We start from the raw sequence: 24,191 nt of genomic DNA on the forward strand, positions 1-24,191 counted from the left end.
AATTCACCAGTTGACCGCTTACCCGCTCTACCGCATCACGATCCCGGCCGACCTGTTGCCACACGAAGTCAACGATGGCGGATGAGCAATATGCGACAGGTCGACCTGCTGATCCGAACGCGTTCCCCATATCGCACGGCAAAAGGGTCGCGCTGAAGGGCGGCACCGCGATCAACCGTTTCGATCGTGACACGCCCCGGGCTGCCGCCTCACGCGGATGCGCATCCGACATTTCGATTTACGCGCAATTTACCCGCACAGCCTGCAGGAGGGAGACGAGCAGCTTGTCGTTGAGTCGTCCCGCTAGATCAACCCCGCCTGCTCGGCTTCGCGGCGCAGATTCTGCCTCGGCCTTGGGCCGATCTGCTGGATCACCAAGCCGGCCGCCAGCGAGCCGAGATCGCCGCAGGCCTTGAGGTCGCGGCCTTGCGTGTAGCCATGCAGGAAACCGGCGGCATAGAGGTCGCCGGCGCCTGTCGTGTCGACCAGTTCCTTGATCGCGGTTGCCTGGACGACCACGGTCTCGTCGCCGCGCACGATGACCGAGCCTTTTTCCGATCGCGTCACGGCTGCGATCCGGCAATCCTTGCGGATCTGCGCCAGCGCCTCGTCGAACGACGACGTCTGGTAGAGCGACTTGATCTCGTGGCTGTTGGCGAAGACGATGTCGACCGTGCCCGAGCGCATCAGGTCGAGGAACTCGTCACGGTAGCGGTCGACGCAGAACGAATCCGACAGCGTCATCGACACTTCGCGGCCCGCAGCGTGCGCCAGCCTGGCCGTCTGCCGGATCGCTTCCTTGGCGCGCGGCGGATCCCACAGATAGCCCTCGAAATAGGTGACCTTGGCGCCGGAAGCCTTGTCGGCCTCGACATCCTCCGGTCCGAGCTCGACACAGGCGCCGAGATAGGTGTTCATCGAGCGCTCGCCGTCGGGAGTGACGAAGATCATCGAGCGTGCCGTCGGCGGCTCGCCCTTGAGCGGCCGGGTGTCGAAGGCGACGCCCTGGGCATGGATGTCATGCGCATAGATTTCGCCGAGCGCATCGTTCGAAACCTTGCCGAAGAAGGCGGCACGTCCACCGAAGCTGGCAACGCCGGCCGCCGTGTTGCCGGCGCTGCCGCCGGACGCTTCGATCGCCGGGCCCATACGGCTGTAGAGCAGTTCGGCGCGATGGGTGTCGATGAGGTTCATCGCGCCCTTGATGATGCCGTTGGTCTCGAGGAATTCCTCGTCGCACTGGGCGATGATGTCGACAATGGCATTGCCGATGCAAAGCACGTCATAATCCGGCATCAATGTCTCCGCCAACTACCCACCGGCTTTCTGCTATGCCGACCAGGCGCGGGTCTAGCGAGTTGAAATGGGTTGCCGCATGCGCTTGATCCAGCGGCCCTCACGCAGCTGCCGGTCCTGCTTCACGCAGCAAGTCGTCGGCTCTGTCCGTCTTCTCCCAAGTGAACTCAGGCTCTTCACGGCCGAAGTGTCCGTACGTCGCGGTCTTGCGGTATATCGGGCGCAAGAGATCAAGCATCTTGATGATGCCTTTCGGTCGGAGATCGAAAAGCTCAAGAACAAGGCACTCGATCCTTTTTTCCTCGATTCTTGCGGTTCCGAAGGTGTTGACCATCACAGAAACCGGACTGGCCACGCCGATCGCGTAGGCAAGCTGAACCTCGCAGACCTCCGCAAGTCCGCTGGCAACGATATTCTTTGCGACATACCGCGCCGCATAGGCGGCCGAGCGGTCAACCTTAGATGGGTCCTTGCCCGAAAAGGCGCCGCCGCCGTGACGCCCCGTTCCACCGTAGGTATCGACGATGATCTTACGTCCAGTGAGGCCGCAGTCGCCAGCAGGCCCACCGACCACGAACCGCCCTGTCGGGTTGACCAGAAATCTGATCCCCGAAGTATCCAGGTGGGTGGGCAGGACCGGTTTTATGATCTCCTCAATGACGCCTTCGCGGACTGTTTCTTGGGAGACCGCCTCGTCATGCTGCGTCGACAGGACTATGGTATCCAGCGCCACCGGGCGCAAACCCTCGTAGCGTACGGACACTTGAGATTTCACGTCCGGACGCAGCCAGCCAAGCTGTCCCGTTTTCCGGATCTCTGCCTGTCTTTTCGTCAACTGGTGAGCGAGTTGGATCGGCAAGGGCATCAATGTGTCCGTCTCGTTGCATGCGAATCCAAACATGAGGCCCTGATCCCCCGCCCCCTGCTCGAGATCCTGCCCTCGTCCTTCGTCAACGCCCTGGCTTATGTCGGGCGACTGCTCGGTAAGGGCCAGAACGACGGCGCAACGTCGACCATCAAAGCCGATGGCATCGTCGTCGTAGCCAATATCGAGGATCGTATCGCGGGCAACTTGGCTGTAATCGATCTGCGCATTGCTGGTGATCTCGCCAGCCAGAACGACCATCCCTGTCTTTACTAACGTTTCACACGTCTTCACCAATGCTTCACAAGCGACGCGCGCCTTAGGATCCTCGCGAAGGACCGCATCGAGGATGGCATCCGATATGTTGTCTGCCAACTTATCCGGGTGTCCCGCACCAACGGATTCGGAAGAGAACACGAACTGTCTGGTCATGGAATGCCCTCGCTTCAAGTGTTGGAGTTAGGTGGGAGTTTCTGGATTAGGGCGGCGTGATGCCGGGGACGTCGAACGCAGCGCAGAAGTCGGCAACGTCTCTTCGTACCCTCGCGTGAACTTCCTGGTCGTCTGGCTGTCGGCAGACCGAGTCGATGAAAGCGGCGATCTGCACCATTTCCCCCTCACGCATGCCCGTGGACGTCACTGCCGGCGCCCCCAAGCGGATCCCGCTTGTGACCGCCGGGTCGCGCGGGTCGCCCGGCACCATGTTGAAGTTCGTAATGATGCCTGCCCTTGCCAGGCGCTCGGCATAGGCTTTGCCTGATAGCGGCCGGTTCCGAAGGTCAAGGATCAGCATGTGATTGTCAGTCCCGCCGGTGACCAGGTCGTAACCACGATCCACAAGCGCCTCGGCCAGCGCCTTGGCATTCCTGACGATCTGGTGACCGTAGGTGCGGAAAGAGGGAGTCGCGGCTTCCTGCAAAGCAACAGCTAGTGCGGCGATGATATTCATGTGCGGCCCACCTTGCAGTTGAGGGAACACCGCGCGATCAATCCGTCTGGCGAGATTGTATTTGCTCGCGGGATGATGGAGCGCCTGATAGCGATCTTCATTCTTCGACAAAATAAAACCTCCACGGGGGCCGCGGATCGACTTATGAGATGTGCTGGTGACGACGTCGCAATGGGTTACTGGATTCGGATGCGCTCCAGCGACAATCAGGCCGCTGATGTGCGCAATGTCAGCCACGAGATAGGCGTTTGCCTCCAGAGCGATTTCTGCCATTGCCGCGTAGTCAAAGACACGCGGATAGGCAGTTCCGCCGACCCAAATAAGTTTTGGCCGTTCCCGCCTGGCTGTCTCGCGCAAGCGGTCATAGTCAATTTGCTGCGTCTTTTCGTGCAGGCCATAGGGGACGCGTTGATAATCAGTGCCGGAAAAGTTGACGGACCAGCCATGAGTCAGATGGCCGCCTTCGGGTAAAGGCAAGCCCATGACTTTGTCACGGGGGCTCAAAAGCGCACGATAGACAGCCTGGTTGGCTGGTGAGCCCGAATAAGGTTGGACGTTGGCGTGCTCACTGCCAAATAGCGCTTTCAGGCGCTCGATCGCGAGGGTCTCAAGCTCATCGACGATCTCGTTTCCCGCATAGTAGCGCGCGCCCGGGTACCCCTCGGCATACTTGTTCGTGAAGATCGAGCCGGTCGCTTCTAGCACGGCCGAGGAGGCAAAGTTTTCGGAAGCGATTAATTTGAGCGTCGTCCGCTCCTGCCGCTCCTGTCTTAGAAGCAGTTCGTGAACGCGGCAATCGACTGCGGCCAGGCTAGCCTGTCTGTTGCTGTCGGGCCGCGCGAAGGCGCCGTCGGTGGAGTTGTCCATGGTAGTCGCGCTCCATTTGGCTTGATCTATTTCACGATCAGCAGCAGTCCCCTTCGACCACGCGTCTTGTATCGTCTCGAGCCGCTCCAGGTCCCGCTTATGATACCCATCCTCGTGGGGCAGGAGATCGACCAGGAATTGAACCAACCCTCCGTCGTTGCCTCCTGCTTTGAGGTGGTATGAGCGCCACGGACGTTGTCCGTTGCAGCAAAGAAAGTCGGCTCTGGCCAGCATCCGGACGTGTCGGACGACGCGTTCCCGACGAAGATCGAGAATCGCCGCTAGTTCGCAGACAGTCAGGTCGGCATGCGCGCAAAGGCCCAGGATTCGAAGGCGATCAAGATGCGCTGCCTTCCTTAGGCGACTGACCAGTGTCATCATTGGTCGGCACGACGCCAAATAGAAGAACCGAACCCTCGTCTTGCTGGCTTTGTCATTTCGCGCTCTTCGCAAATGCTGTTGGGCGGCGGAATATAAACGACAGCAGATTTCTGCCGCCAATGAACTCGAAAGTTGTGGTGAGCGTACCATTGACAGCGATTTGCGGTCGCAAAGTTTCCGTGAATTTCCTTGAAGGATCTGTTGCAACGCCTACACAAGAACGCAACGAGGTAGTGCTGGTAAGACGGCAAGCTGGCGAACTGCTTGGCCAAGAGGGAGGCGATCGGCGCCTCCTTTCCCCAGGCGGCAGTGCTAACCTGGATTGTGGACCTGATCGGCTTTTTACTTGATTTCGTCGTCGCGGAGGGATCGCAAAGCCGTCGTGCCGACGCTCAGCGCTCTCTGCCAGGGCGCGGACGCCAAGCTGGCATGAAGGCTCTGGAGGACTTCGGGGCCGGCGATACCCGGCGATCACTCAGAGCTGGCGGTGCGACTGGCAGCACATCGTGCCTCTTTGCCGTCATTTGAGTTCCTCGACGGCCGCCCGCAGTCTTCCGTGGCCGACGTTTACCGCCCTGATACCTTGGATTTGCTGCCCTCGACGTGATCCGCTGACCTCCGCTTATCGAAATGCGCAAGCTGGTCGGACAAAATGCACGCAGGATTAGACGCAGGAGCAGCCTTGCCGAGATCTCCAGCTTCAGCCAGCAGTACATCAGCGGGCCGGAGAAGGGCAAAAGGAGCCCCACCATCGTCACCCTTTATAAATTGGCACAAGCCCTCCGTGCCACATCGATCTGGTGCGACCTGACTGACCAGGATTAGACGCTATTTGGAATGGCCGACGCCGTGGACATTTCGGCCGCATCCGTCATGTAGATGATGCTGCGCACACTCGGATAGCGTGAGTCGCTCAAGCCAAGCGACGCACAGTGCGAACTCTCGGCGCTTCGGCAATCTTGGCCCGGGTTAAGCCCTTGTTCTTGCGCGCCGCTATCAACTGTTCCAGCAGCCGGCGTTGACGGGGCGATCGAAGGATTTCGGCATCAGACGTTTGCCTAAGTCTATTCAGATCGCGGATCGAGCAGCGTTGCCGGCTCAACCTCCAGCACTATAGCGAGCTTCTCGACCATGTCGATGGTAGCAGCATATACACTGCGCTCAAGAGCGCTGATGTAGGTGCGATCAACACCAGCTTCATGCGCCAGCGCCTCCTGCGACAGCTTCTTTTTCTCGCGAAGCCTACGCAGATTGCGGGCAAAGACCTCTCGGATTCCCATACGCGAGAGGCCACCCTCTTGTTGAGGATTTCACCACGGGGTATACTCTACAAACTTAAGGACTAACTGGCAGGACATCGACTTTTCCCGAACTACCTGCTGTGAGGAATCGCGACTTCCGGATGCCATCTGACGATGATTATCGCTTTTCAGCGCTGTAGGTCACGCAAGCTGCGCCAGGGAGCGAAGCCGATTGGTCTAGACCTATGTCGAAAAAAGCGGGCTCAGTTCATTGGCGGTCGATTGCGCGCCATCAAAATCGATTGCGGCAATCCAGGATGGGCCGGGTCGCCTTTGTCACTGAGGCCTGATCAACTCACAAGGATCAACGTCAAGCGCTTTTGCGAGTTGGCCAAGCACACTAACGCTTGCGGAAACCCGAGCACGCTCGATCGAGCCCACATAGCGCATGCTCAGCTCTGCGCGGGCAGCCAATTCTTCCTGCGTCAGGTCCTGATCATGGCGCAAACGACGCATGTTGATCGCCATGACCTCCTTGAGGTCCATGGCAAGAAAGGGACCAGAACTGGAACTATCGTTCTAGGAACGATCGTTCCTATTCGATATGATTAGCCCAACGAGGAGATTCTTGCCCCATCCGATGACGACAAACCCGAACTGCAGAAGGTCGCGATGAAACCCAAAGTCCAAGACGAAGTCCCGTGGTCGGACCGCCTGACCGCCTACGACAATGAGCATTTCACGGTCTATATGAGGCTCCTGGATGCGTCCGCCGACGATGCCAGCGATGACGAGATGGCGCAGCTCGTCCTCGGCATCGATCCGATGCGAGAACCGGAGCGCGCCCGAATGGCGGTTCGCAGCCATCTCGATCGGGCAAACTGGATGGTTACGACTGGATACAAAGAACTGTTCGCGCGCTGACCAGCTCCAGGTGAGCTATTCCAATCACTTTAGGCGAGAAAATCCCGATAGCCACGATCCATCAGCATGTGACCGCGCCGGACGGCACGGCGGATGCGATCGCGAAGGTGGTTGCGCGGATCCGTCCAGTCGGCCTGGACGCGTTGTCGGCCCAACAGGGCCGTTGCGATTTGGCGGTGCGATGCCCCGGCTAGCGAGCCGTCGAGTGCCTGGAGGACAAAGCGCAGACGGCTGGCCCGCGCTTCGGGCCGAAACAGCCTTTCGGGAAGTTGTCCAGTCGCGTGAAGAGCATTGAGGCATTCGAGCGCATTCAGGTGCTGCCTCGTCCGATCGGCGGGCCAGATCGCGTCGACGGAAAGCCGAACGGGGCGCAAGACCTCAGCGCCCTCCACGACAAGCTGCAGATCCCGGTGAGCATTTCGCAACACGACGTGCTGGCGACCGTCCGCAGTGATCACGATTGCCGCCCGACATGGCAATGCTGCGAGATCAAACGAAAGCGTTTCGGGCGACAATGCCTTTTCTGCAATGACCGGCAGGACATGCGGGCATTGGCGGGAGCACCAGAACACAGCCGCATCAGGCCTCAACGAGCTTGCGAAACAGGAGCCCCCACCGCGTCAGATCGAGCGACGATCTCACCACTTCTACGTCGAAGCGCCTCTCTTCAAACTCTGCCTGCTCAAGCGCTTGCCTCAAACCACGCTGGAAGGCCGGATTGCGCCGCAGAAACTCCCAGGCCCAGCCGCGTCGCGTCAGGTGCCGCGTATAGCGATAGGATTTCTCATCCTGCCAGTCCGGCCAGTCGGCGTCATTACCTATCATAACCATGTCAGGCGCCCGTGCAGAGCACCGGGCCCCACAATATGGGACCGCCAAGACTGCCATTGTGGCGGACCGCAGCAAGTCTCTCCTCTGAGACATCCAAACAGCCGGCATCGGCGCGCGACGTGCCGATTGTCTGGGGCGGACCGATCCGGGCCAGCGGCCACCCGGCGCGACGCAGGATTCGCTCCATGCGCAAATCCGTAGCCATGACGATATGGGTGACCTGCCGCGACAAACCGAACTCGATCATGCCAGCGAGGAGTTCATAGGCGGCAGCAGCAATACTCCCACTGCCCGTCGGCGCATACAGTGGAAGATTAGGGGCGAAACGGCTGCTTTCCCAGACACTCGGTTCCTCGGGTGCCGTTCTCCCCTCCAACAGCCTCGAAAAGGCATCTCGCAACATCGTCGGCCCCGTCGGGGGCAGAAGGCGTACGCCGCCCCCGACGGAATCGCGCAACACAAGATAGTGCGGTTTCAGGGGATCGAATGAATCGATCTCGAAGCCGCCGGTCGTGCGTACCTTCCAGTCGAGCCGTTCCTTGAAGACGCGGTAGCGCAGGCGGTGGATTTCGTGAAGTTCGTCGGCAAAGGCGCCGTACCAGCCGGGCGCAATAAGCTCAATCATGATGGTCTCCTCGCAGGTATGACCCTGCCATTGGAGGCGAACCTTCATGCCGCGACTGCCTGTGCATCTGCACAGGTGGATCAAAGAGGGATTCTGTTCCTCAGAGAATTGATGATCGTGAGAAGGCCAGCAGCGTCACCGCCTGACTTTTGGTGCGCACGCCAAGCTTCTTCTTGGCATTGTCCAGATGGAAAGCGGCCGTGCGCTCCTTGATCCCCAAGATCGACCCGACTTCCCAGGCGGACTTGCCCTTCGCCGTCCATTGCAGGCATTCGTACTCACGGGCGTCAGTCTGATGCCGCTTCTACGCAAGGTTTCGCTCTGTTCGACATCCGACAATTGTTGGATGTGAGACAGGGCGCCAAATCCGCTAACCAACGGTTTCAAATGAATTTTCCTCTGTGGCACGTTCTGTGCAGCGTGTCTTGCGAACTCATCAGCAAGAAAATAGTCCCATGATCACACTCACTGAAAACGCCGTCGCCGCTGTCAAGGCCGCGCTTTCCCGCGCCGACGAACCGGCTGAAGGCTTTCGCATGATGGTCGAGGCGGGCGGCTGCGCCGGCCTCAAATACCTGATGGGTCTGGAAAGCGTCTCGCGCGAGGGCGATGCCATCATGGAGACGGACGGGGTCAAGGTGTTCGTCGACGCAAACTCCCAGCCGCATCTCGCCGGCATGACCGTTGACTTCATCACGGACCTGGAGTCCTCGGGCTTTGTCTTCGACAATCCCAATGCGCGGGACAAATGCGCCTGCGGCAAGTGCTTCGGCTAGCCGCCATAACGACAAGGATCGGCGCCATGCGGGATGACACCGACAACGATTACCTCTTCAGCGAAAAGGTCTATTTTATCAACCCGAACAATGTCGGCGCTTTGGACACCCCAATGCGGCAGGCGAGGTCGCCGCCGTCGCCTGCGGCAGTGGGCTTAAATTGACGATGGGTTTCGACCGTAAGACGCAAATGATCACCGCGGCAGCGTTCCAAACCTTCGGCCGCGGCTCGGCATTAACCGCTTTGCTCGACATTACGGAATTCATCGTCGGCAAGACCATCGATGAAGCCGATCAGGACATAGCGGATTTTCTCGGCGCCCTGCCGCCGCACACGACATACTCATCGCACGAGCGCCTCATCCTGGAGCGCGGCTTGCTGCTGATGAGCGAGTTCTTCCGTGCCGTGAGGCAGGCTTTCGAGGAGACACCAGGATTCTCACGCCTCGTCCTTGTCAAGGCATCATCGCATAAGCGACGTGATAGCGGCGTTTCTCGTAGTGATAGGCTTCGAGGAACCAGTTATCCATTGGATTGGCGGCGCCCATACCGAGCTGCGCCTGCCGAAGCGCCGGCGCGGACAGCGCAACAGCACCTCCACCGATATCATCGCAGCCATCCGGCAACTGGTGCTGATCGCCAGCGATGATCTGATCGCCGGCATTCTCATCCGCAACGGCTTGGTGACCGGGCATGGCAATCGCTGGACACGGGAGCGGGTCACCGCACACAGATCGCATCACAAGATCCCGGTCTTCCGGCCGGCACCGGTTGGTTGGGAACGAGCCATGGCTCAACCTGAACAAGGCGGCGCGCCTACTTGGCGTTGCACCCAAGACCCTCAGACTTGCCGCCGAAGCCAGCGAGATCGAGAGTCTTCATCCTTTGCCGGATGGCCCGTGGATCTTCAGCCGATCAGAACTTGGAAAGCCGCGGGCCCAGCAGATTGTTCATCGCGCGCGACAGAACCCGAAATACCCCGCGGGATCGCACCCCGATCAGCAAAACCTATTTCCCTTCAACGACATGGACAGATGGGTGTTATGAAACAGGATTCTAGAAGCGCTCGATGTAATCGAACACGTCCGCCCTAGCGTCATCCCTCGTCCTGTAGACCTTACGTGCTGTCCGCTCGGTTTTCAGCGACGAGAACAAGCTCTCCATCGCAGCATTGTCCCAGACGTTGCCCGACCGGCTCATCGAACAGGTGATGCCATGGTCGGCCATCAGGCGCTGGAACTGCTCGCTCGTAATATTGGGCGGATTCAAGCGGTCGTCGCAACACCTGAACGAAGGAGGTTGCGATGGGCATTGGAAAGCGACGATCACACCGTTCTGGACGGGCGCCGTTGCCGTCACCGGGACGTCCGCCAGTGGCGGGGCGATCTGAACTCCAGCGATTCTGGTTGGGGATTAGCGCAGGGGCTGACCAGCGAAGATGCTGCGCTGGCGGCTGGTATGTCGCAGCCTGTTGGAACCAGATTGTTCCGACAGGCGGGCGGTATGCCACCAGCAATGTTCAGATCTTCCACCAAGCCGCCGTCAGAGCGATACCTTGCGTTTGCGGAACGTGAGGAGATCGCACTTCTTCGCGTTCAGGGCCTTTCGAGACGCGAGATCGGACGCCGACTTGGCCGATCCGCCTCGACCATCTCCCGTGAGCTACGACGCAATGCCGCAACGCGCAGCGGCGGGCTGGAATATCGTGCATCGACAGCCCAATGGCACGCCGACCGATCGGCCCGTCGGCCCAAACCGACCAAGCTTGCGCTCAACACAACCTTGCGCACTTATGTGGAGCAGCGACTGGCCGGTGCGTCGTCATGTCCCCAAGTGGCGCCGCCGTTCCTGGTCCGGCCGTTCGGTGGAAGGGCCGCCGGCACGGTCCGCGAAAGGATCGGCGATGGGCCAGGGCTTGGAGCCCGGAGCAGATCGCCGACGCTTGCCGATCGACTTCCCGGACGACAAGACGATGCGCATCAGCCACGAAGCCATCTATCAAGCCCTCTTCGTTCAGGGTCGGGGAGCGCTACGCCGCGAACTGTCGGCCTGCTTGCGAACGGGGCGCGTGCTGCGGGTGTCCCCAGGGCCCGCGTACGCAGTCGAGGTAAGAGCTTTGTCTTGCCGGAGATCATGATCAGTCAACGCCCCGCCGAAGCGGCCGGTGGCGCGGTGCCGGGTCACTGGGAAGGAGACCTCATCCTTGGTCTTGGCAGCTCGGCGATCGGCACGCTGGTTGAGCGTACGACACGCTTCACGATGTTGCTGCATCTTCCCCGGCTTGTGGGGCATGGCGAAGCTCCGCGCATGAAGAATGGCCCTGCTCTCGCGGGACACGGGGCCGAAGCCGTGCGCGACGCGATTACGCGCACCATCATCACCTTGCCCGAAGAACTGCGCCCTTCGCTGACCTGGGATCAGGGAGCCGAAATGGCTCAGCACGATCGTCTCAAGATCGACGCGGGTGTCCAAGTCTACTTCTGCGATCCGCAAAGCCCCTGGCAGCGCGGCACCAACGAGAACACCAATGGGCTGCTGCGTCAGTACTTCCCGAATGGCACCGACCTGAGTGTCCACAGCGCCGACGAGATCGCCGCCGTGGCCGCGGCCCTTAATGCCCGACCGAGAAAAACCCTTGGCTGGAAAACGCCGGCAGAGGCGCTTGACGAGTTGCTGTCGTGAGTGAACACAATCAGTGTTGCGACGACCGCTTGAATCCACCTGGGCTCCCTTGATCGCTGTGGTGCAGCAGACTGTCCGGCCTGCCTCTGCGCCAGATCGCCATGATTAGGGCGTCGGTGACGAGTTGCGCCGGCGAAGCGGGCTCAACTCGGCCATTTTATTGCTCCTGTTCTCAAGATTGCGCTTCAACAGCCGCAATCCTCTAAAACAGAAGCTTCGCCCGCAGACCGACCCGCCAAATGCCGCGTCAGCGGCTTCGTTCAATCCCAATTTTCCGATTTTCCAAACGGCCTCTTACAAACAGGTCAATTCGATGGCTCGCGAATGTTGAACCCTCTGTAACCAGCGGTAGCTACTTCGTCGCAAATTTTTTGATACGTGGGCACGCCACCGACGTACGGAATGAACACAGCCCGGTTTCCGGGAATATTTACGGCCAGATACCAAGATTTCGCTTGAGTGTACAACGTTTCTTCGGCCGCTTTACTAACTTGGTCCCTCCATTTTTCCTCAGCTGACGCAGCTGCTTCTATATACGCGGCGCTTACCCCTATCAGATGCGCAATCCACTCAGCTACCCATTTAACATCGTATTCGATGGCAACTATCATGTCGGTTAGGACTGTAGGGCTTCCCGGTCCAGTAACAATAAACAAGTTTTGAAAGCCGGAACTCATCAATCCAAGAAATGTATTCGGCCCATCTTGCCATTTCTCTTTGAGGGTGAGGTTCCACCGTCCAACAATATCGATTTTGCTGAGCGCACCTGTCATCGCATCAAAACCTGTCGCTAGCACTAAAATGTCTGGCTCGTAAAAGTCAGAGCCAGCCGCTATTCCCTCTGGAGATATGGCCTGCGCCGCGATCTCTGGTATCACTTATATACCGAAGATCCGGTGCCAATGACGCCGACATTCCGACCAGCCAAACTGGCCGACTCATGAGGCCAGTTTCTGGTGTGATAGATTTGACCCTTGAAGGTATCCACCCCCTGGATATTGCGGGTTTGGGAGGTGGACAAACACCCTGTCGCCATTACACGCCACCTGGCGCGATACCGCGCTCCTCGAACAGTCGACACTATCCACCGGAAATCTTCTTCCTGGAACGCCGCGCTTGTCACTCTCGAGTGTTGACTTCTATGTCCCGAAGAAGATCGAACTTCTTTGCCACTAGTTCGCATACGCCATGATCTCCGGCTGGGACGCATACCGCTCTGACCAGTGCCACTTTTGCTGAAGCTCCGTCCGAGAACGAGTACGAGTACTGCATGCTTTCAACGTCGCAGCGCGTCCCCGGATAGCGGTTGCAATACTACGTTCCGCCAACCCCCCGACGCCGTCTCAAGCACGACAGCGGATAGGCCCAGACGGCGGGCAAGATACAGCATGTACATGCCCGCAAACCCAGCGCCGACAATGATGACGTCACAGGACGCGATCTCCTCTCCGTGGGCGCGACCTTCCAAAACGTCGGTATGCCGCACGAACTGCTTCCTTTGCCCCCGCCGAAAACTCAACCGCCCCATTTGTTTTTTTCCGATCCGATTTTCGGTGCGGGTGCTAAAACGACATTCAGGGAGAGATGCTTTTCAGATCCAATCAGGCGACTCCGGCCGAAACTCGCTTCCCGCATGTCAATCAATTCAGGATTAAACCAGGAGTCCAGACGGACACTTCCGCGCAGAATACAATAATAGACGAATCGATTGAGACGATTATCGTATAGATGATGCAGAAGCTACCAGCTTTTAGGGGCTACAAAAAACAAGATGAGAAAATGGAAGCATAGGTCATGAGATCAATTTTCTACTCCATCCTTGTGGGTTCTGTTCTTTCCGCGCCGACCGTATTTGCTAGCGAAAAAGTAATACCAGCATGGGATGGTATCACAGAAAACCTGATGCAGACCTACATTGTCGATGAGGGCTTACGGCAGCTCGGGTATGATGTAGCAGACCCCGTGCAACTTCAGATTCAACTGGCTTACGTTGCGATGGCGAAAGGAGACGCTACATTCTTTGCCGCCTATGCGGAGCCGATACACGACCAGTACCTAAAAGAAAACGGCGGGGACGCCGTCCTAACTCGTCTCGGGCACATTGCCGCCGATAGTATACAAGGCTATTTAATTGATAAGAAGACCGCAGATGCAACGGGCGTTAAGTATATAGAGGATTTTAAAGATCCCGAGAAGGCGAAGCTATTCGATATTGATGGCAATGGGAAAGCTGATCTTTATGGGTGCGAGCCGGGTTGGGGTTGTGAGGTAATTATTGAGCATCACCTCGACTCGTATGGGCTGCGCGATGCTGTGGAGGAAAAGCAGGGCGGGTATTTTGCGATCATACCGGACGCAATCGAACGGATCAAAGAGGGGAAGCCAACACTCTATTACACCTGGACCCCACTTTGGGTGTCGAGCATACTCCGGCCCGGAAAGGAGGTTGTATTCCTCAACGTTAAGAAAGCCGAGCTGCCAAACGGCATGACGGGCAACACCACGGTCGACGGTTTGGGAAATCTCGGCTTTCCAGTGATGCAGCAGCGGATTGTCGCCACAACGTCATTTGTCAAAGAGAATTCCTCCGCTAAAAAGTTGTTCGAGCTTGTCCAAATTCCGACCGAAGACCTGAGTGCAGAGGACCTGCGTATCTACAAGGGCGAAAACTCAAATGATCAGGTCAAACAGCGAGCTTTGGAATGGATTTCAACCAACAAGTTGAAGTGGGCGGAATGGATCGCTGAGGCGAAAGCTGCGAATTAACTAGTTTCTCTACGCCGGGGTTCGATGCCGGAGGAGAATTCAATTGATTGATAGCAGCCTCGTAAACCAAGTTGCCATTGTGACGGGCGTTGCTGGTGGGATCGGCAGCGCTATCGCTCGAACTTTTCACCGGTTAGGCGCGCCCATGGTGCTAGCTGACTGTGATGAGGAGAGCGTCTCGAGATTGCCATTTTCCTTGGATCCAACTTGCCAACGGGTGATACCAGTCGCCTATGATGCAAGTAAACCATCCGATGCAGACGCCGTTGTATCGACATGCATTGCTCGGTTCTCGCATATCGACCATGTGATTCCGGCAGCAGCAATCTTCGAGGATCAACCATTCGCGACTATGACAGATGCGCAGTGGCGCCGAACGAAATCAATAAACCTTGACGGCATGTTCTACATTTGTAGGCGATCTATTCCTTGCATCCGGTCCGGCGGAACAATCGTAAACATCGCGTCGTCCGCGGCGCACGAAGGCTGCTCACCTGAGCACGTCCACTACGGAGCGTCGAAAGGTGGGGTCTTGGCTTTCACCAAGGTGGCGTTCCTATGCAGCAACGAGTCGACCTACATCATGGGCACGTGAATGGCGGATCATATATAGGTGGCTAGAGCTCTCCACCCTACCTTAACAGCGTGTTTGCCATTTAGACGGATCCGACACTGGATGCATGGTAGTGGACTCTTGGTTGAATCGGCTCGAACAAGTACACGGAAGGCGCGTTCGCCGGAGCCGCCGGAGCACCATTTAGCACACCTATCGAGTATCAATCGAGCAGCCTTTGAAGGGTGCGTTCCCCTTTTCTTGCAGCCTAATTACCAGACTACTCAGCGATCAATTCTGCAAAGGAACAGCTCGTGCTGCAGCATACCGAGGTTTTGATGGTCGCGCCGAGGCCGGCCCGAGAGCGCCTTCTTAGAGGGATTGAATCGATGTGCAGGCACATATCTGAATCGCGTAGTTGATCCGACACTCCTCTAGAGAATTCAAAAGGACTTGTTGATGGCTTCTCCGGTGTAGAAGCCCCGGCATTTGGAGGATCAACGTATGAGCATGCACGTAGACGGCCCGGCTTCACCGCTGTTCCGGCCTGTCAGTTTTCACGGCACGCTCTCGTTCGAGGAGCTTGCACGACATCCAAACGTGTCAGCCGAGCTGGCGCAAGCGGCCCCCTTCGCGCTTTCAGGCTCCCGTGTGGCCATGGGCATCCCGTTTGAAATTTGGCGCCCGGTTCTGCTCCACGATCAGCCGCTTACACTCAAAATCTCGCCGACCACAGCTCGATGGTTCGCATTCTTACACGCATCTGATATTCGTCCGCTCTCCCTGGATCAAAATGGGCTTATTTCTCCGATGCGAGGCATCGGCCAGCTCGGCGAACACGCGGCGGACTATGTCCTGATTTACGATGATGGTTCCGAGCAGAGAGCAGAAATCCGGCGGCGACATCAGGTAGGATCTTTTCTCTTTCGATGGGGGGAGCATTGCACCCAGGCTGTCCCAGCCATAAAGCCTCGCCCTCTTTCGTTCAGTGTTACCGATCAGCCGAGGCCTAGAAGTGACGCGGCTGATCACCACCACCCCATAGGGTGGGGAGTGCGGCAGCAGCAGCTCATTTTCGAAGATGCGGTACCGTGGATGAACTTCGTTTGGGCGTTCGAAAATCCACACCCGGAGAAGGCAGTAGAGGCACTCAGGTTCGAACCGCTCTGCGGTCCTTTGGTAGTATCTGCGGTATCGGCAGGAGACACTCGCTCCACGCCTGTCCGTTGGGAGAAGCGCAAGAAACTGTTGCTCAGGACGCCGTCCGAACTGAGCTTCGATCCGGCTCGCGGCGAGCATAGTCTCTTGGACCAGATCCAACTCGATTTGGGCCTGGTTATCGCCGCCCGCCCGCGGCTCGTCTATCCTACGGAGGAATGGCAACAGACACGTCAAAACCTTCAGCCCGCGGTGGCTTCCCATGAGGTGCTGGTCGAATACGCCGCTCATGAAGACGCTGAATTCCATTTGAAGGGCGGTACCCGCATTGCTATTCGCGACCTTGAAACCCGCATTTCTGACAACGAGCTTGTACTGGAGCTAATAGAGTGTGCGGATCAGCGTGTGAGCCTTCGCGTCGTTGAGGCAGTAACGAATAAGATAGTTCCCGTTAAACTTCACGTCCACGGTAGGAAGGGGGAATACCTCGCTCCAGTAGATCGAAGTCGAAACCCCAATCCACTGTGGTTCGAAAATTACAGCCCGGATTTTTGCCATGGCAATCACCTATCAACCTACATTTCTGGGCAGGCAACGATCGACCTGCCACTGGGTGAGGTTTACCTGGAGATCACCAAGGGTTTTGAAATCAGGCCGGTCCGAAAAACGTTCACCATCACCCGAGATACAGAGCAAATTACCGTAGAAATAGAAAAGGCTCTTCATTGGCGCGAGCAGGGCTGGGTCACTGCGGATACGCACGTCCATTTTCTTTCCCCGGCAACAGCCATGCTGGAAGGTGCAGCTGAGGGCGTGAACGTCATCAATCTCTTAGCCAGCCAATGGGGAGAGTTGATGACCAACGTCGGGGATTTCGATGGTCACACAACCTTTGGTACAAAGGCGGCCGGCGGCACGGGCGAATTTCTGGTCCGCGTCGGCACCGAAAACCGCCAGCATGTGCTCGGTCACATTTCCTTACTCGGCTATTCGGGCAACATGATCTTGCCGTTGTGCTCTGGTGGCCCCGACGAGTCTGCACTCGGAGACTCGGTCGACGTCCTCCTCACCGAATGGGCAGAGCAATGTCGCAAGCAGGGCGGCCTTGTCGTATTGCCCCACTTTCCGGATCCTCGGTTGGAGAACGCTGCGACGATAGTCCTTGGGGAAGCGGACGCCGTGGAAATGACGTCCTTCAGGGACTTGTACAGTGGCATCAACGCTTATTCTCTCTCCGATTGGTACCGCTACCTGAACAATGGATACCTGATTCCGGCGGTGGCCGGGACGGATAAGATGTCCGCTGAATTCGCTGTGGGAGCCATGCGGACGTACGCTAAAATCCCCGAGCACAAGGCGTTCTCGTATGAGACATGGATGAACGCCGTCCGCTCAGGCCATACATTTGTGACCACAGGCCCTCTCATAGATCTTGATGTCGACGGAAAACCCATGGGCAGCCGCTTTGGGCTGCCTTCAGCGGGGGGCACCGTCACCGTTAGCTGGAACGCGGCAAGTGTAATCGTGCCGATGACCAGAATCGACCTGGTCGTGAATGGTGAGGTCAAGGAAAGCCGCACCCTCAGGCCAGGGCAAGATGCCGGAAGTTGGTCAGTGCGTATCCAGAAAAGTGCGTGGATCGCATTGCTTCTTCGAGCGAAATACGACGACAAACCTGAAATGATTGCCGCCCACTCGTCGCCAGTGATGATTGACGTCGAAGGCTCTCAATTTTTCGCAGCAGCTGACGCACTGACAATCCTAGACCAGATCGAAGGCGCAATGGCTTATATTGATACAACAGGAATCCGCGCCGACGCCAAACGGTATAAAGAAATGCGGCTTCTGCTTCAGTCGGCGCATTCACGCCTACATAACCGAATGCATAGAATGGGTTTTGACCACACACATACTGTTGGCGCCCACCATTCTGATCATGATTAGCAGAAGCACACGAAAAGCGCGCGTAAATTATTAAGGGAATGACGCTCCATGGAAAATCCGATGACCAAAAGCAAATCCACTAGGCTAGCTTTCGTGCCAATTATGCTTGCAGCTGCATGCGGGCCGGCCTCGTCCCACACCGTGGTCGGCTCGGCTGACTCGTTCGCCGCCGGTTTCGCCCACCCCCTCTCGGGCCTTGACCATATCATGGTAATGGTCGGGGTCGGACTGTGGGCGGCGCGGAAGGGCGGATCCGCTTTGTGGACATGGCCGGCAGCGTTTGTTGGGCTGATGCTTGCTGGTGGCGGGCTGGGGATCGCTGGCGTGCCGGTTCCCTTTGTCGAGCCCATCATACTCGCTTCGATGTTAACGCTCGGCTTGCTAATCGCCGCCGCGGTGGACTTGCCTGTGGCCGCTGGGGCAATGGTGATCGGTTGCTTTGCCTTTTTCCACGGCCATGCGCATGGCACCGAGATTCCAGAGACCACGGGTGGAATTCAATATCTGTCTGGCTTCCTCCTTGCCACGGCACTACTGCACGGCGTAGGTATCGGCTCGGGTTTGTTGCCGGGCCGGCGTTTTCGAGGCGTCGTGCGACTGGCGGGCGTGGCGATCGCCGCGGCCGGCCTCAGCCTGATAGTCGGCGCGGTCTAGCGGAGGACGTTTCTCCGAGTGGAATCGCCGACATGCCGTGCCGTAATGGGCCGGCCTTTGCGAGCATAGCTAGGTTGGGCGGCTGTCCCTCAGAATGATCGGGTTGAAACAGAGTACGAGCGATCGGCTCCAAGCATCATGAGAGGAACAGCCATGGAACACTATCCGGGAATCGATATCTCTCTGGAAAACAGCAGCGTATGCATTGGGGAACGATCGTGTGCGAGGCCAAGATCGCCAACGAACCCGAGGCACTGGTCCGTTATTTCGACGAACTGGAATTGTCTGTCGGCCGCATTGGGCTCGAGGCCGGCCATTGTCGCAATGGCAGCATGCCGGGCTTGTGGCCGCTGGCCGACGCGGTTTTGCTCAAGACGCGGCGCGTGAAGGCGGCGCTCTCGGCCGTTGAAGAACGACCGGAAGGATGCACGCGGGATAGCCCAATTGCTGCGGATGGAATGGAACCGCCCGATTCATGCCAAATCGGTGACTTGCAAGGATACCCGAGCCCTTTCTCAGTCTGGGTGCCCTCGGGATGCTCAACGGTCGAGCCCGGTCGAATTTTCCGGCACGATCTGCGCCTTGGCGGCGTACGGCCAGTGCCAACGCCCGATCGCCCCTTCCGAAACTTCCTACCGCACAACCGGTCGCCGCGTTCCGCTCCGTGCACTTGCTCTATCCACCTACGACAATTGCGGTAAGCATAGCCGGAAATCGATGGCGTACGATCGCCGTTTCTTCCTCCGGTGGTGAGGATCGGCTCTGACAGTCCGAGGAACCTCGGACGCGGAGTGGAGCGCGAGCCACGGGCAGAGAAATTCCGCAAACTCAAACTTTCTGTCGGAACGACGCGGCGAAGGGCGTCTTCTTGAGAATATAAAAAGCATCATTGATAACAAATCCGTCGAGACCTGTGGCCCGGGCATACGTTAGCAAATCGCTTGCACGATTGATGAACCCAGTGCCATTGAAGTTCAGCGATGTATTGCAAAGAACACCGACCCCGCTTTTCGCCTTGAACGTAAGCGGTGCGCCAAGGCACCTGTCCCGAAATCGTCTTGATGGTTAGATCGATCGTTGGTCGGCGCGCCGGCGCCGATCACTTCGGAGCGTCATAACGGGTGACGTAGTGGAGTTCGCGCAGGGCGGGGATGACGAGGGCGATGTCTTTGTACGCCTCGTGCTCGATGAAGCGCGCGGTCTCGGGCCCCGGCCTGGGCTTGCCGAGGACGGGCCTGCCCTTTTTGTCGACGCAGTAGATCAGGATCGGCAGCAGCAGACCGTGGTTGGGGTTGTTGAGGTCGAGTAGCGATTTCCATTTTTTGATGTTGAGATTGATGGCCGCGTAGAACCCCTGGCACCACGGCCGCGGGTCGATGCCGCCGCTGGGCTTGGTTGCGAAGCGGGGCGCATAATCCTGCGGTCTGTCGAAGAGCGTCTCGTTGATCCGGTTGTGGATCCTGGCGACGCTGGCAAACACGGCGTGATCGGCTGCAGAGCCTTTGGCCACGACGTCGCGCCGCAACCCCATGAGCGGGCACATCCAGTCTTGCGGGTCCGGGTAGCGCGGCCCAGTGACCGCCGCCGTTACGAAGCCATCCAGCGCCGATATCGTCCGCACCAGCGGGCGGTTGGTCTTGGCAGCCATCCAGGCCTCGAGCGCCTCGTCCGACAGCGCCGTGGCATCGAGCGCGCTCATGCCGCCAACGGGAGCGGCATCTCTTCGCGGCGCGCCCAGTTCCATGGCATCAGCTCGTCCCAGCGCGAGGCTGGCCAGTCGTTCTGGATGCGCTCGGTGACATCGGCCATGTAGGCTTCGGCATCGACGCCGCCGAGCTTGCAGGTCTCGATGATGCTGAGCACGACCGCTGACCGCTCTGCCGCGGCAAAGTTACCCGAGAAAAGCCAGTTGCGCCTTCCGACCGTAAATCCACGAATGGCGCGCTCCGCGATCAGGTTGTCGGGCTCGAGCTGGCCATCGTAGAGGAAGCGATTGAACGCGCGCCATCGCTTGGCGCCGTAGGCGAAGGCCTTGGCGATATCGGCATGGCGCGACAAACCCTTGCCCTGGCGCATGAGCTGTCGTCGCAGCGCGCGGACCAGTGGTCGGGTACGCCTTCGTCGAGCGGCCAATCGCTCGGCGGGCGGCAGCCCACGTATCTCTTCCTCGATCCGGTAGATCGCCTGGATACCGGCCATGGCCGTCGTGCTGAGCTCGGTCGGCTGGCTGTCGTGAACGTCGAATATCTTGCGACGCAGATGGGCCAGGCAGGCGGCTTCGCGAATGGCGCCGCCCTTGTAGAGCTGATTGTAGCCGCTAAAACCGTCGGCCTGAAGAGTGCCAGCAAATCCGGCGAGCTCGGTCATCACGCTCTCGCCGGCTCGGCCCATGGTGGCGCGATACCAGGCGATCGGCGGCTCCTGCGAACCCGAGTTGCGGTCGTCGGCGACGTAAACCCAGAGCGCGCCCTTGTGCGTCGTTCCGGTGCTGGGCGCCAGGATCGGAAGCCGCGTGTCGTCGGTGTGAATCTTGCTGCGGGTACGGCCGATCTCACGGATGCGGTTGTAGATCGGATCGAGCAAGGCGGCGGCGTAGCCGGCGCTGCGCGCAAGCGTGGATCGCTCGATATCGACGCCCTTGGCGGCCATCATCTGGGCCTGACGGTAGAAGGGCAAATGATAACCCCACTTGGCCATCATGATATGGGCGAGCGCGGCATAGCTGAGCTTGCCGCGAGCAATGGCCTTGGCTGGTGCCGGCGCCTGGATGATTTTATCGCAGGTCCGGCAGCTGTACTTGGGTCGAACGGTCTCCATCACCTGCCAGGCCTGGGCGACCAGATCGAGCATCTCCTCGCTATCTTCGCCCATGGCGCGCAGATCGCCGCCGCAGCCCGGGCAGCATGCGCAAGACGGCTCGCGAACGACCCGCTTGCGCGGCAGGTTGGGGTTAAGCTTACGCAGCGGCAACACCCGCACCTTGTCGCTGTCCGCGACGATAGGCAGTTCGAGATCGGGCACGCTGGCGGCGAAATCGATCTCGAGATCTTCGAGTTCGAGCTGCATCTGGCCGAGCTTCTCGGAGGAGCGGCCGAAGGCCTTGCGGTTGAAGCGATCGATCCGCAGCTGCAGGCGCTGGATGCGAAGCGCGGCCTCGGCGCGCTCTCTTCGCAGCTGCTCATCGCGTTCGGCAATGGCGGTGTCACGGGCGGAAACGGCCGCCTCCAGAGTGGCGATCCGGGCGAGGAAATCAGCGATGGAGGGAGCTTGTTCCGACACCCAAATTACATACCCGAAAGACCTCGTCTACGGAAGCAAAATCGACACAAAATCAATGAGAAACGGCCTAATTTAGCCGGCCAGACGCGGTCGATAAATCTTGTTCGGCCGGCGCCAATCGATCCCGTCCAAAAGTAGGGAAAGCTGTGCCTTAGTGAGCGACACGGTCACCTGATCCTTGGTAGTCGGCCAAGCGAAACACCCATCGGAAAGGCGTTTTGTAAAAAGGCAGAACCCCTGGTCGTCATGCGCCAAAATCTTGATGATATGACCCTTGCGTCCACGGAAGCAGAAGATCGCGCCGGAATGCGGGTCGAGCGCGAGCACCTGCTGCACCATCCGCGCCAGGCTGTTGATCCCGCGGCGCATATCGGTCTCACCGCAGCACAAGTAAATCCGGTCGGTCGGCACCACCGTGATCACCTGGTCAACTCCGCCAGTACGATACGCAGCGCCGTCGGATCGATGGTCCCGTCGATCCGCAAGCGCGCGCCGTTCGGAAAGGCCACGACGATCCTGCCGGCCGGGTCCGGGCAATCGGCGACGGGACGCTCGACCTCGGGCAGATCGTTCACTTCGATCCGCGCGAAAGTTGCCATCGCCCGATCGGCCTCGAGTTCGCCGCCGGCCATCTGCTTGCGCCACGCATAGAGCTGGGATGGAGCTACGCCGAACGCCTCCGCGACCTCAGGCACCGACGACCCCGCCGCGCTCGCCAGGTCGACCAGCGCGCGCTTCTCAGTGCAACTCCACAGCCTTCGCTGCCGCACGCGCCCGGGCATCGCTGCACAATCTTCGGCCGGCGCGCCGCCGCTGATCTCGGCGACCATATCGCCCCTCGCATGTTCCAATGTCATGGCGCGAAAGCTCCATGTTTATCAGCCTATTGCAAGGTGCCTTGGCGCACCGCTTACCCTTGAACGAGGTAAGCAGCTGAAAGAGGCGCGGGTTCTGCTCCCGAGAAACTGTCTGCGCCCGCGCTGTTCCGTCGACATGCGTGACGGCCTTCAACCTGCTATCGAGAACCTTCTGGAAAAAAAGCATGTAGGGCGACGGGCGTGCCAAATCGAAATGGAGCGCGACGTCCTGCTCCAGGCAAACCGGTGCGATCGGGCGGAAACCCTCCCGGTTCTTGATGCGGTTTAAGCGCTCATGGGTTGCCTTTGAGAAGGGTGCTGCGAGAATCGATCGATTGCCGAGCGCCCGTGGCCCGATCTCGCAATTCCCCTGGACCCAGCCGATCACTTTGTTGCTGAGCAACGCCGAGGTAACTTGGTCGTAGTCGAGCGGATGGGCCTCGAGTCCGGTCCGGTCGATCTCGTCAAATATAAAAGGCTGACCTGAATAGACGTTCCATTTAATCTTAGCGTTGCCAGTGAAATGCCGCATCGCGTCGACTGCGGTTCCGATTGCCGACCCTGCGTCGTTTGTGCATGGAGAAATGAAAACATCGGAAAAAAGGTTTGTTTCTACCCACCGGCGGTTCCACTCACAATTCAACCCGCACCCGCCGCCAATCAGCAGAGGGAATCCCTTTGTGAGGTTTTTCTTCGCAAAGGTGTGGAACGAATCGAAGATGGCGTCCGAAAATCGCCTAGCAAGGTTGGTGAACTTCTGATGGGTTACGCCAATATTGGAGTAGGGCGAACTCCGCAAATCCTCATTATACAACCGGTTCGGATCGCTTGGAAGCAGGAAATCTATTAGCGCCTGCTCGTCCCGGTCAGGCGATCCCGCCTCCCCATAGGCGCAAAGCGCCATTAGCTTGCCGGCATCTTCGTAGCGAAACCGTTCTTGGGGCAATGTGAATTTCGGATCAGCCAGGGCATAGAGGAACGAATACTTCTCGCCAGGGCCTGCCATCACTTTTCCTAAATGCACGACCTGCAGGCACTCATCGATTTCATAGAAATCGCCGAGTAATCCTTCCCAGGTCAGCACATAACAGGGCATTCCGGTGGGAAATGGGGACATGCCATAGGAGCACCAAAGATGGGAGCGTTCGTGCGTAGAAGAATAGAAATGCACCCTCCTGCCGAAGATTGTCTTCTCGCCGACAATCTCGGACCCTGCGGCTATCCCGCAGTAGTCTGCCGCGTCGGAGACGTGGCGTCTGAATCCTGCCCTCTCCCACCCACCGACAGCAACCACATCCGGAATGGCGTCCAGGCGGCCAGCGGCGTCGAGGACAGTCGTAGGGGTAACTGCCGAATATCTAGGGAAGCTATCTTTCTCAGCCTCGTACGAATAGATGAGCTCGGCTGATGACGTATCTAGTGCTGCAATTGTGCCGTCATGGTGCGGTTTAAATGAAATTATCCTCATGTGTCAAGCTCCTACAAATGAAGGTCACCAATGGTAGACTGATAAGACAATAGAATTTCCTTACGAGCTTCTGTC

The 24,191-nt window shown here is 58.5% G+C and carries 22 protein-coding genes and 6 pseudogenes; 11 read left to right on the plus strand and 17 right to left on the minus strand.

Translation table 11 applies throughout. The features are described from left to right. Positions 1-303 precede the first annotated feature (303 nt). From EB815_RS31405 to glyA, 3 genes are all read right to left on the minus strand, one after another. The gene (locus EB815_RS31405) at positions 304-1,296 is read right to left on the minus strand and encodes an adenosine kinase (protein WP_065005167.1); all 993 of its coding nucleotides are present in this window, start codon (positions 1,294-1,296) and stop codon (positions 304-306) included. A gap of 100 nt (positions 1,297-1,396) precedes the next feature. Then, positions 1,397-2,593 carry a methionine adenosyltransferase gene (metK, locus tag EB815_RS31410; RefSeq protein ID WP_065005166.1) on the minus strand — a complete coding sequence of 399 codons (1,197 nt, stop codon included), beginning with the start codon at positions 2,591-2,593 and terminating at the stop codon, positions 1,397-1,399. A 46-nt stretch (positions 2,594-2,639) separates the two neighbouring features. Then, positions 2,640-3,977, minus strand: coding sequence for a serine hydroxymethyltransferase (gene glyA, locus EB815_RS31415; protein WP_065005183.1), 1,338 nt, complete (start codon positions 3,975-3,977; stop codon positions 2,640-2,642). A gap of 1,011 nt (positions 3,978-4,988) precedes the next feature. On the opposite strand from glyA, the gene EB815_RS31420 reads away from it, so the two are divergent. Then, on the plus strand, positions 4,989-5,183 hold the full coding sequence (locus EB815_RS31420; protein WP_432430889.1) for a helix-turn-helix transcriptional regulator: 195 nt from the start codon (positions 4,989-4,991) through the stop codon (positions 5,181-5,183). Positions 5,184-5,422: 239 nt separating this feature from the next. Here the strand turns inward: EB815_RS31420 and EB815_RS31425 are convergent, their stop codons facing one another. Further along, the gene (locus EB815_RS31425; protein ID WP_065005163.1) at positions 5,423-5,638 is read right to left on the minus strand and encodes a helix-turn-helix domain-containing protein; all 216 of its coding nucleotides are present in this window, start codon (positions 5,636-5,638) and stop codon (positions 5,423-5,425) included. A gap of 297 nt (positions 5,639-5,935) precedes the next feature. After that, entirely contained in the window at positions 5,936-6,145 is a 210-nt protein-coding gene (locus EB815_RS31430; RefSeq protein WP_010913773.1) for a helix-turn-helix domain-containing protein, read from the minus strand. 126 nt (positions 6,146-6,271) lie between these two features. On the opposite strand from EB815_RS31430, the gene EB815_RS31435 reads away from it, so the two are divergent. After that, positions 6,272-6,523: a DNA -binding domain-containing protein gene (locus EB815_RS31435; RefSeq protein WP_065005162.1), complete on the plus strand. Its 252-nt coding sequence runs from the start codon at positions 6,272-6,274 to the stop codon at positions 6,521-6,523. 29 nt (positions 6,524-6,552) lie between these two features. On the opposite strand, the gene EB815_RS31440 is transcribed toward EB815_RS31435, so the two are convergent. The 4 genes and pseudogenes from EB815_RS31440 to EB815_RS31455 all read right to left on the minus strand — a co-directional run. Continuing rightward, entirely contained in the window at positions 6,553-7,038 is a 486-nt protein-coding gene (locus tag EB815_RS31440; protein ID WP_245303334.1) for a DUF2285 domain-containing protein, read from the minus strand. 64 nt (positions 7,039-7,102) lie between these two features. Further along, positions 7,103-7,354, minus strand: a complete 252-nt coding sequence (locus tag EB815_RS31445; protein WP_065005160.1) for a transcriptional regulator domain-containing protein — start codon at positions 7,352-7,354, stop codon at positions 7,103-7,105. A 1-nt stretch (position 7,355) separates the two neighbouring features. Beyond that, positions 7,356-7,979 carry an acyl-homoserine-lactone synthase gene (locus EB815_RS31450; protein WP_065005182.1) on the minus strand — a complete coding sequence of 208 codons (624 nt, stop codon included), beginning with the start codon at positions 7,977-7,979 and terminating at the stop codon, positions 7,356-7,358. 100 nt (positions 7,980-8,079) lie between these two features. Further along, positions 8,080-8,262 (minus strand): annotated as a pseudogene (locus EB815_RS31455) (helix-turn-helix domain-containing protein); the annotation flags it as partial. Positions 8,263-8,434: 172 nt separating this feature from the next. Between EB815_RS31455 and EB815_RS31460 the strand changes: the two are divergent. The 3 genes and pseudogenes from EB815_RS31460 to EB815_RS33785 form a co-directional block, all read left to right on the plus strand. Continuing rightward, positions 8,435-8,755, plus strand: a complete 321-nt coding sequence (locus EB815_RS31460) for an iron-sulfur cluster assembly accessory protein (RefSeq protein ID WP_065005159.1) — start codon at positions 8,435-8,437, stop codon at positions 8,753-8,755. A gap of 26 nt (positions 8,756-8,781) precedes the next feature. Next, positions 8,782-8,919, plus strand: a complete 138-nt coding sequence (locus tag EB815_RS33780; protein ID WP_245303333.1) for a hypothetical protein — start codon at positions 8,782-8,784, stop codon at positions 8,917-8,919. Continuing rightward, a pseudogene (locus tag EB815_RS33785) lies at positions 8,895-9,404 on the plus strand (iron-sulfur cluster assembly scaffold protein); the annotation flags it as partial. The gene EB815_RS33780 and the pseudogene EB815_RS33785, both read left to right, overlap by 25 nt. A gap of 407 nt (positions 9,405-9,811) precedes the next feature. On the opposite strand, the pseudogene EB815_RS31470 reads toward EB815_RS33785, so the two are convergent. Then, positions 9,812-10,006 (minus strand): annotated as a pseudogene (locus EB815_RS31470) (integrase core domain-containing protein); the annotation flags it as partial. Positions 10,007-10,059: 53 nt separating this feature from the next. Here EB815_RS31470 and EB815_RS31475 point away from each other — a divergent pair. Continuing rightward, a pseudogene (locus tag EB815_RS31475) lies at positions 10,060-11,437 on the plus strand (IS30 family transposase). A 305-nt stretch (positions 11,438-11,742) separates the two neighbouring features. On the opposite strand, the gene EB815_RS34160 reads toward EB815_RS31475, so the two are convergent. Then, complete coding sequence (locus tag EB815_RS34160) at positions 11,743-12,315, minus strand: hypothetical protein (RefSeq protein ID WP_348625440.1); 573 nt, start codon at positions 12,313-12,315, stop codon at positions 11,743-11,745. A gap of 916 nt (positions 12,316-13,231) precedes the next feature. On the opposite strand from EB815_RS34160, the gene proX reads away from it, so the two are divergent. The 5 genes and pseudogenes from proX to EB815_RS33790 form a co-directional block, all read left to right on the plus strand. Beyond that, positions 13,232-14,203 (plus strand): glycine betaine/L-proline ABC transporter substrate-binding protein ProX, encoded by a 972-nt coding sequence (gene proX, locus EB815_RS31485; protein WP_065005156.1) that lies wholly within the window; start codon positions 13,232-13,234, stop codon positions 14,201-14,203. A 79-nt stretch (positions 14,204-14,282) separates the two neighbouring features. Beyond that, on the plus strand, positions 14,283-14,798 hold the full coding sequence (locus EB815_RS34310; protein ID WP_432430890.1) for an SDR family NAD(P)-dependent oxidoreductase: 516 nt from the start codon (positions 14,283-14,285) through the stop codon (positions 14,796-14,798). 462 nt (positions 14,799-15,260) lie between these two features. Continuing rightward, positions 15,261-17,858, plus strand: a complete 2,598-nt coding sequence (locus EB815_RS31495) for a CehA/McbA family metallohydrolase (protein WP_155767362.1) — start codon at positions 15,261-15,263, stop codon at positions 17,856-17,858. 60 nt (positions 17,859-17,918) lie between these two features. After that, positions 17,919-18,512: a HupE/UreJ family protein gene (locus tag EB815_RS31500; protein ID WP_065005154.1), complete on the plus strand. Its 594-nt coding sequence runs from the start codon at positions 17,919-17,921 to the stop codon at positions 18,510-18,512. Between the two features lie 153 nt (positions 18,513-18,665). Further along, positions 18,666-19,025: pseudogene (locus tag EB815_RS33790) on the plus strand (IS110 family transposase); the annotation flags it as partial. A 315-nt stretch (positions 19,026-19,340) separates the two neighbouring features. Here EB815_RS33790 and EB815_RS31505 read toward each other — a convergent pair. From EB815_RS31505 to EB815_RS31530, 6 genes and pseudogenes are all read right to left on the minus strand, one after another. Further along, a pseudogene (locus EB815_RS31505) lies at positions 19,341-19,517 on the minus strand (carbamoyltransferase C-terminal domain-containing protein); the annotation flags it as partial. Positions 19,518-19,611: 94 nt separating this feature from the next. Beyond that, positions 19,612-20,256, minus strand: a complete 645-nt coding sequence (locus EB815_RS31510; RefSeq protein WP_245303377.1) for a UPF0149 family protein — start codon at positions 20,254-20,256, stop codon at positions 19,612-19,614. Further along, complete coding sequence (gene tnpC, locus EB815_RS31515) at positions 20,208-21,791, minus strand: IS66 family transposase (RefSeq protein WP_065005554.1); 1,584 nt, start codon at positions 21,789-21,791, stop codon at positions 20,208-20,210. Before tnpC ends, EB815_RS31510 begins: the two co-directional genes overlap by 49 nt. A 72-nt stretch (positions 21,792-21,863) precedes the next feature. Further along, positions 21,864-22,214, minus strand: coding sequence for an IS66 family insertion sequence element accessory protein TnpB (gene tnpB / locus EB815_RS31520; RefSeq protein WP_023782575.1), 351 nt, complete (start codon positions 22,212-22,214; stop codon positions 21,864-21,866). After that, positions 22,211-22,648, minus strand: a complete 438-nt coding sequence (gene tnpA / locus EB815_RS31525) for an IS66-like element accessory protein TnpA (protein ID WP_081295079.1) — start codon at positions 22,646-22,648, stop codon at positions 22,211-22,213. Before tnpA ends, tnpB begins: the two co-directional genes overlap by 4 nt. After that, on the minus strand, positions 22,530-24,116 hold the full coding sequence (locus EB815_RS31530; protein ID WP_246740209.1) for a carbamoyltransferase C-terminal domain-containing protein: 1,587 nt from the start codon (positions 24,114-24,116) through the stop codon (positions 22,530-22,532). The genes tnpA and EB815_RS31530 overlap by 119 nt, the downstream gene beginning before the upstream one ends. Positions 24,117-24,191: the final 75 nt, after the last annotated feature.

Source organism: Mesorhizobium loti (genome assembly GCF_013170705.1).
GTDB lineage: Bacteria > Pseudomonadota > Alphaproteobacteria > Rhizobiales > Rhizobiaceae > Mesorhizobium > Mesorhizobium loti_D.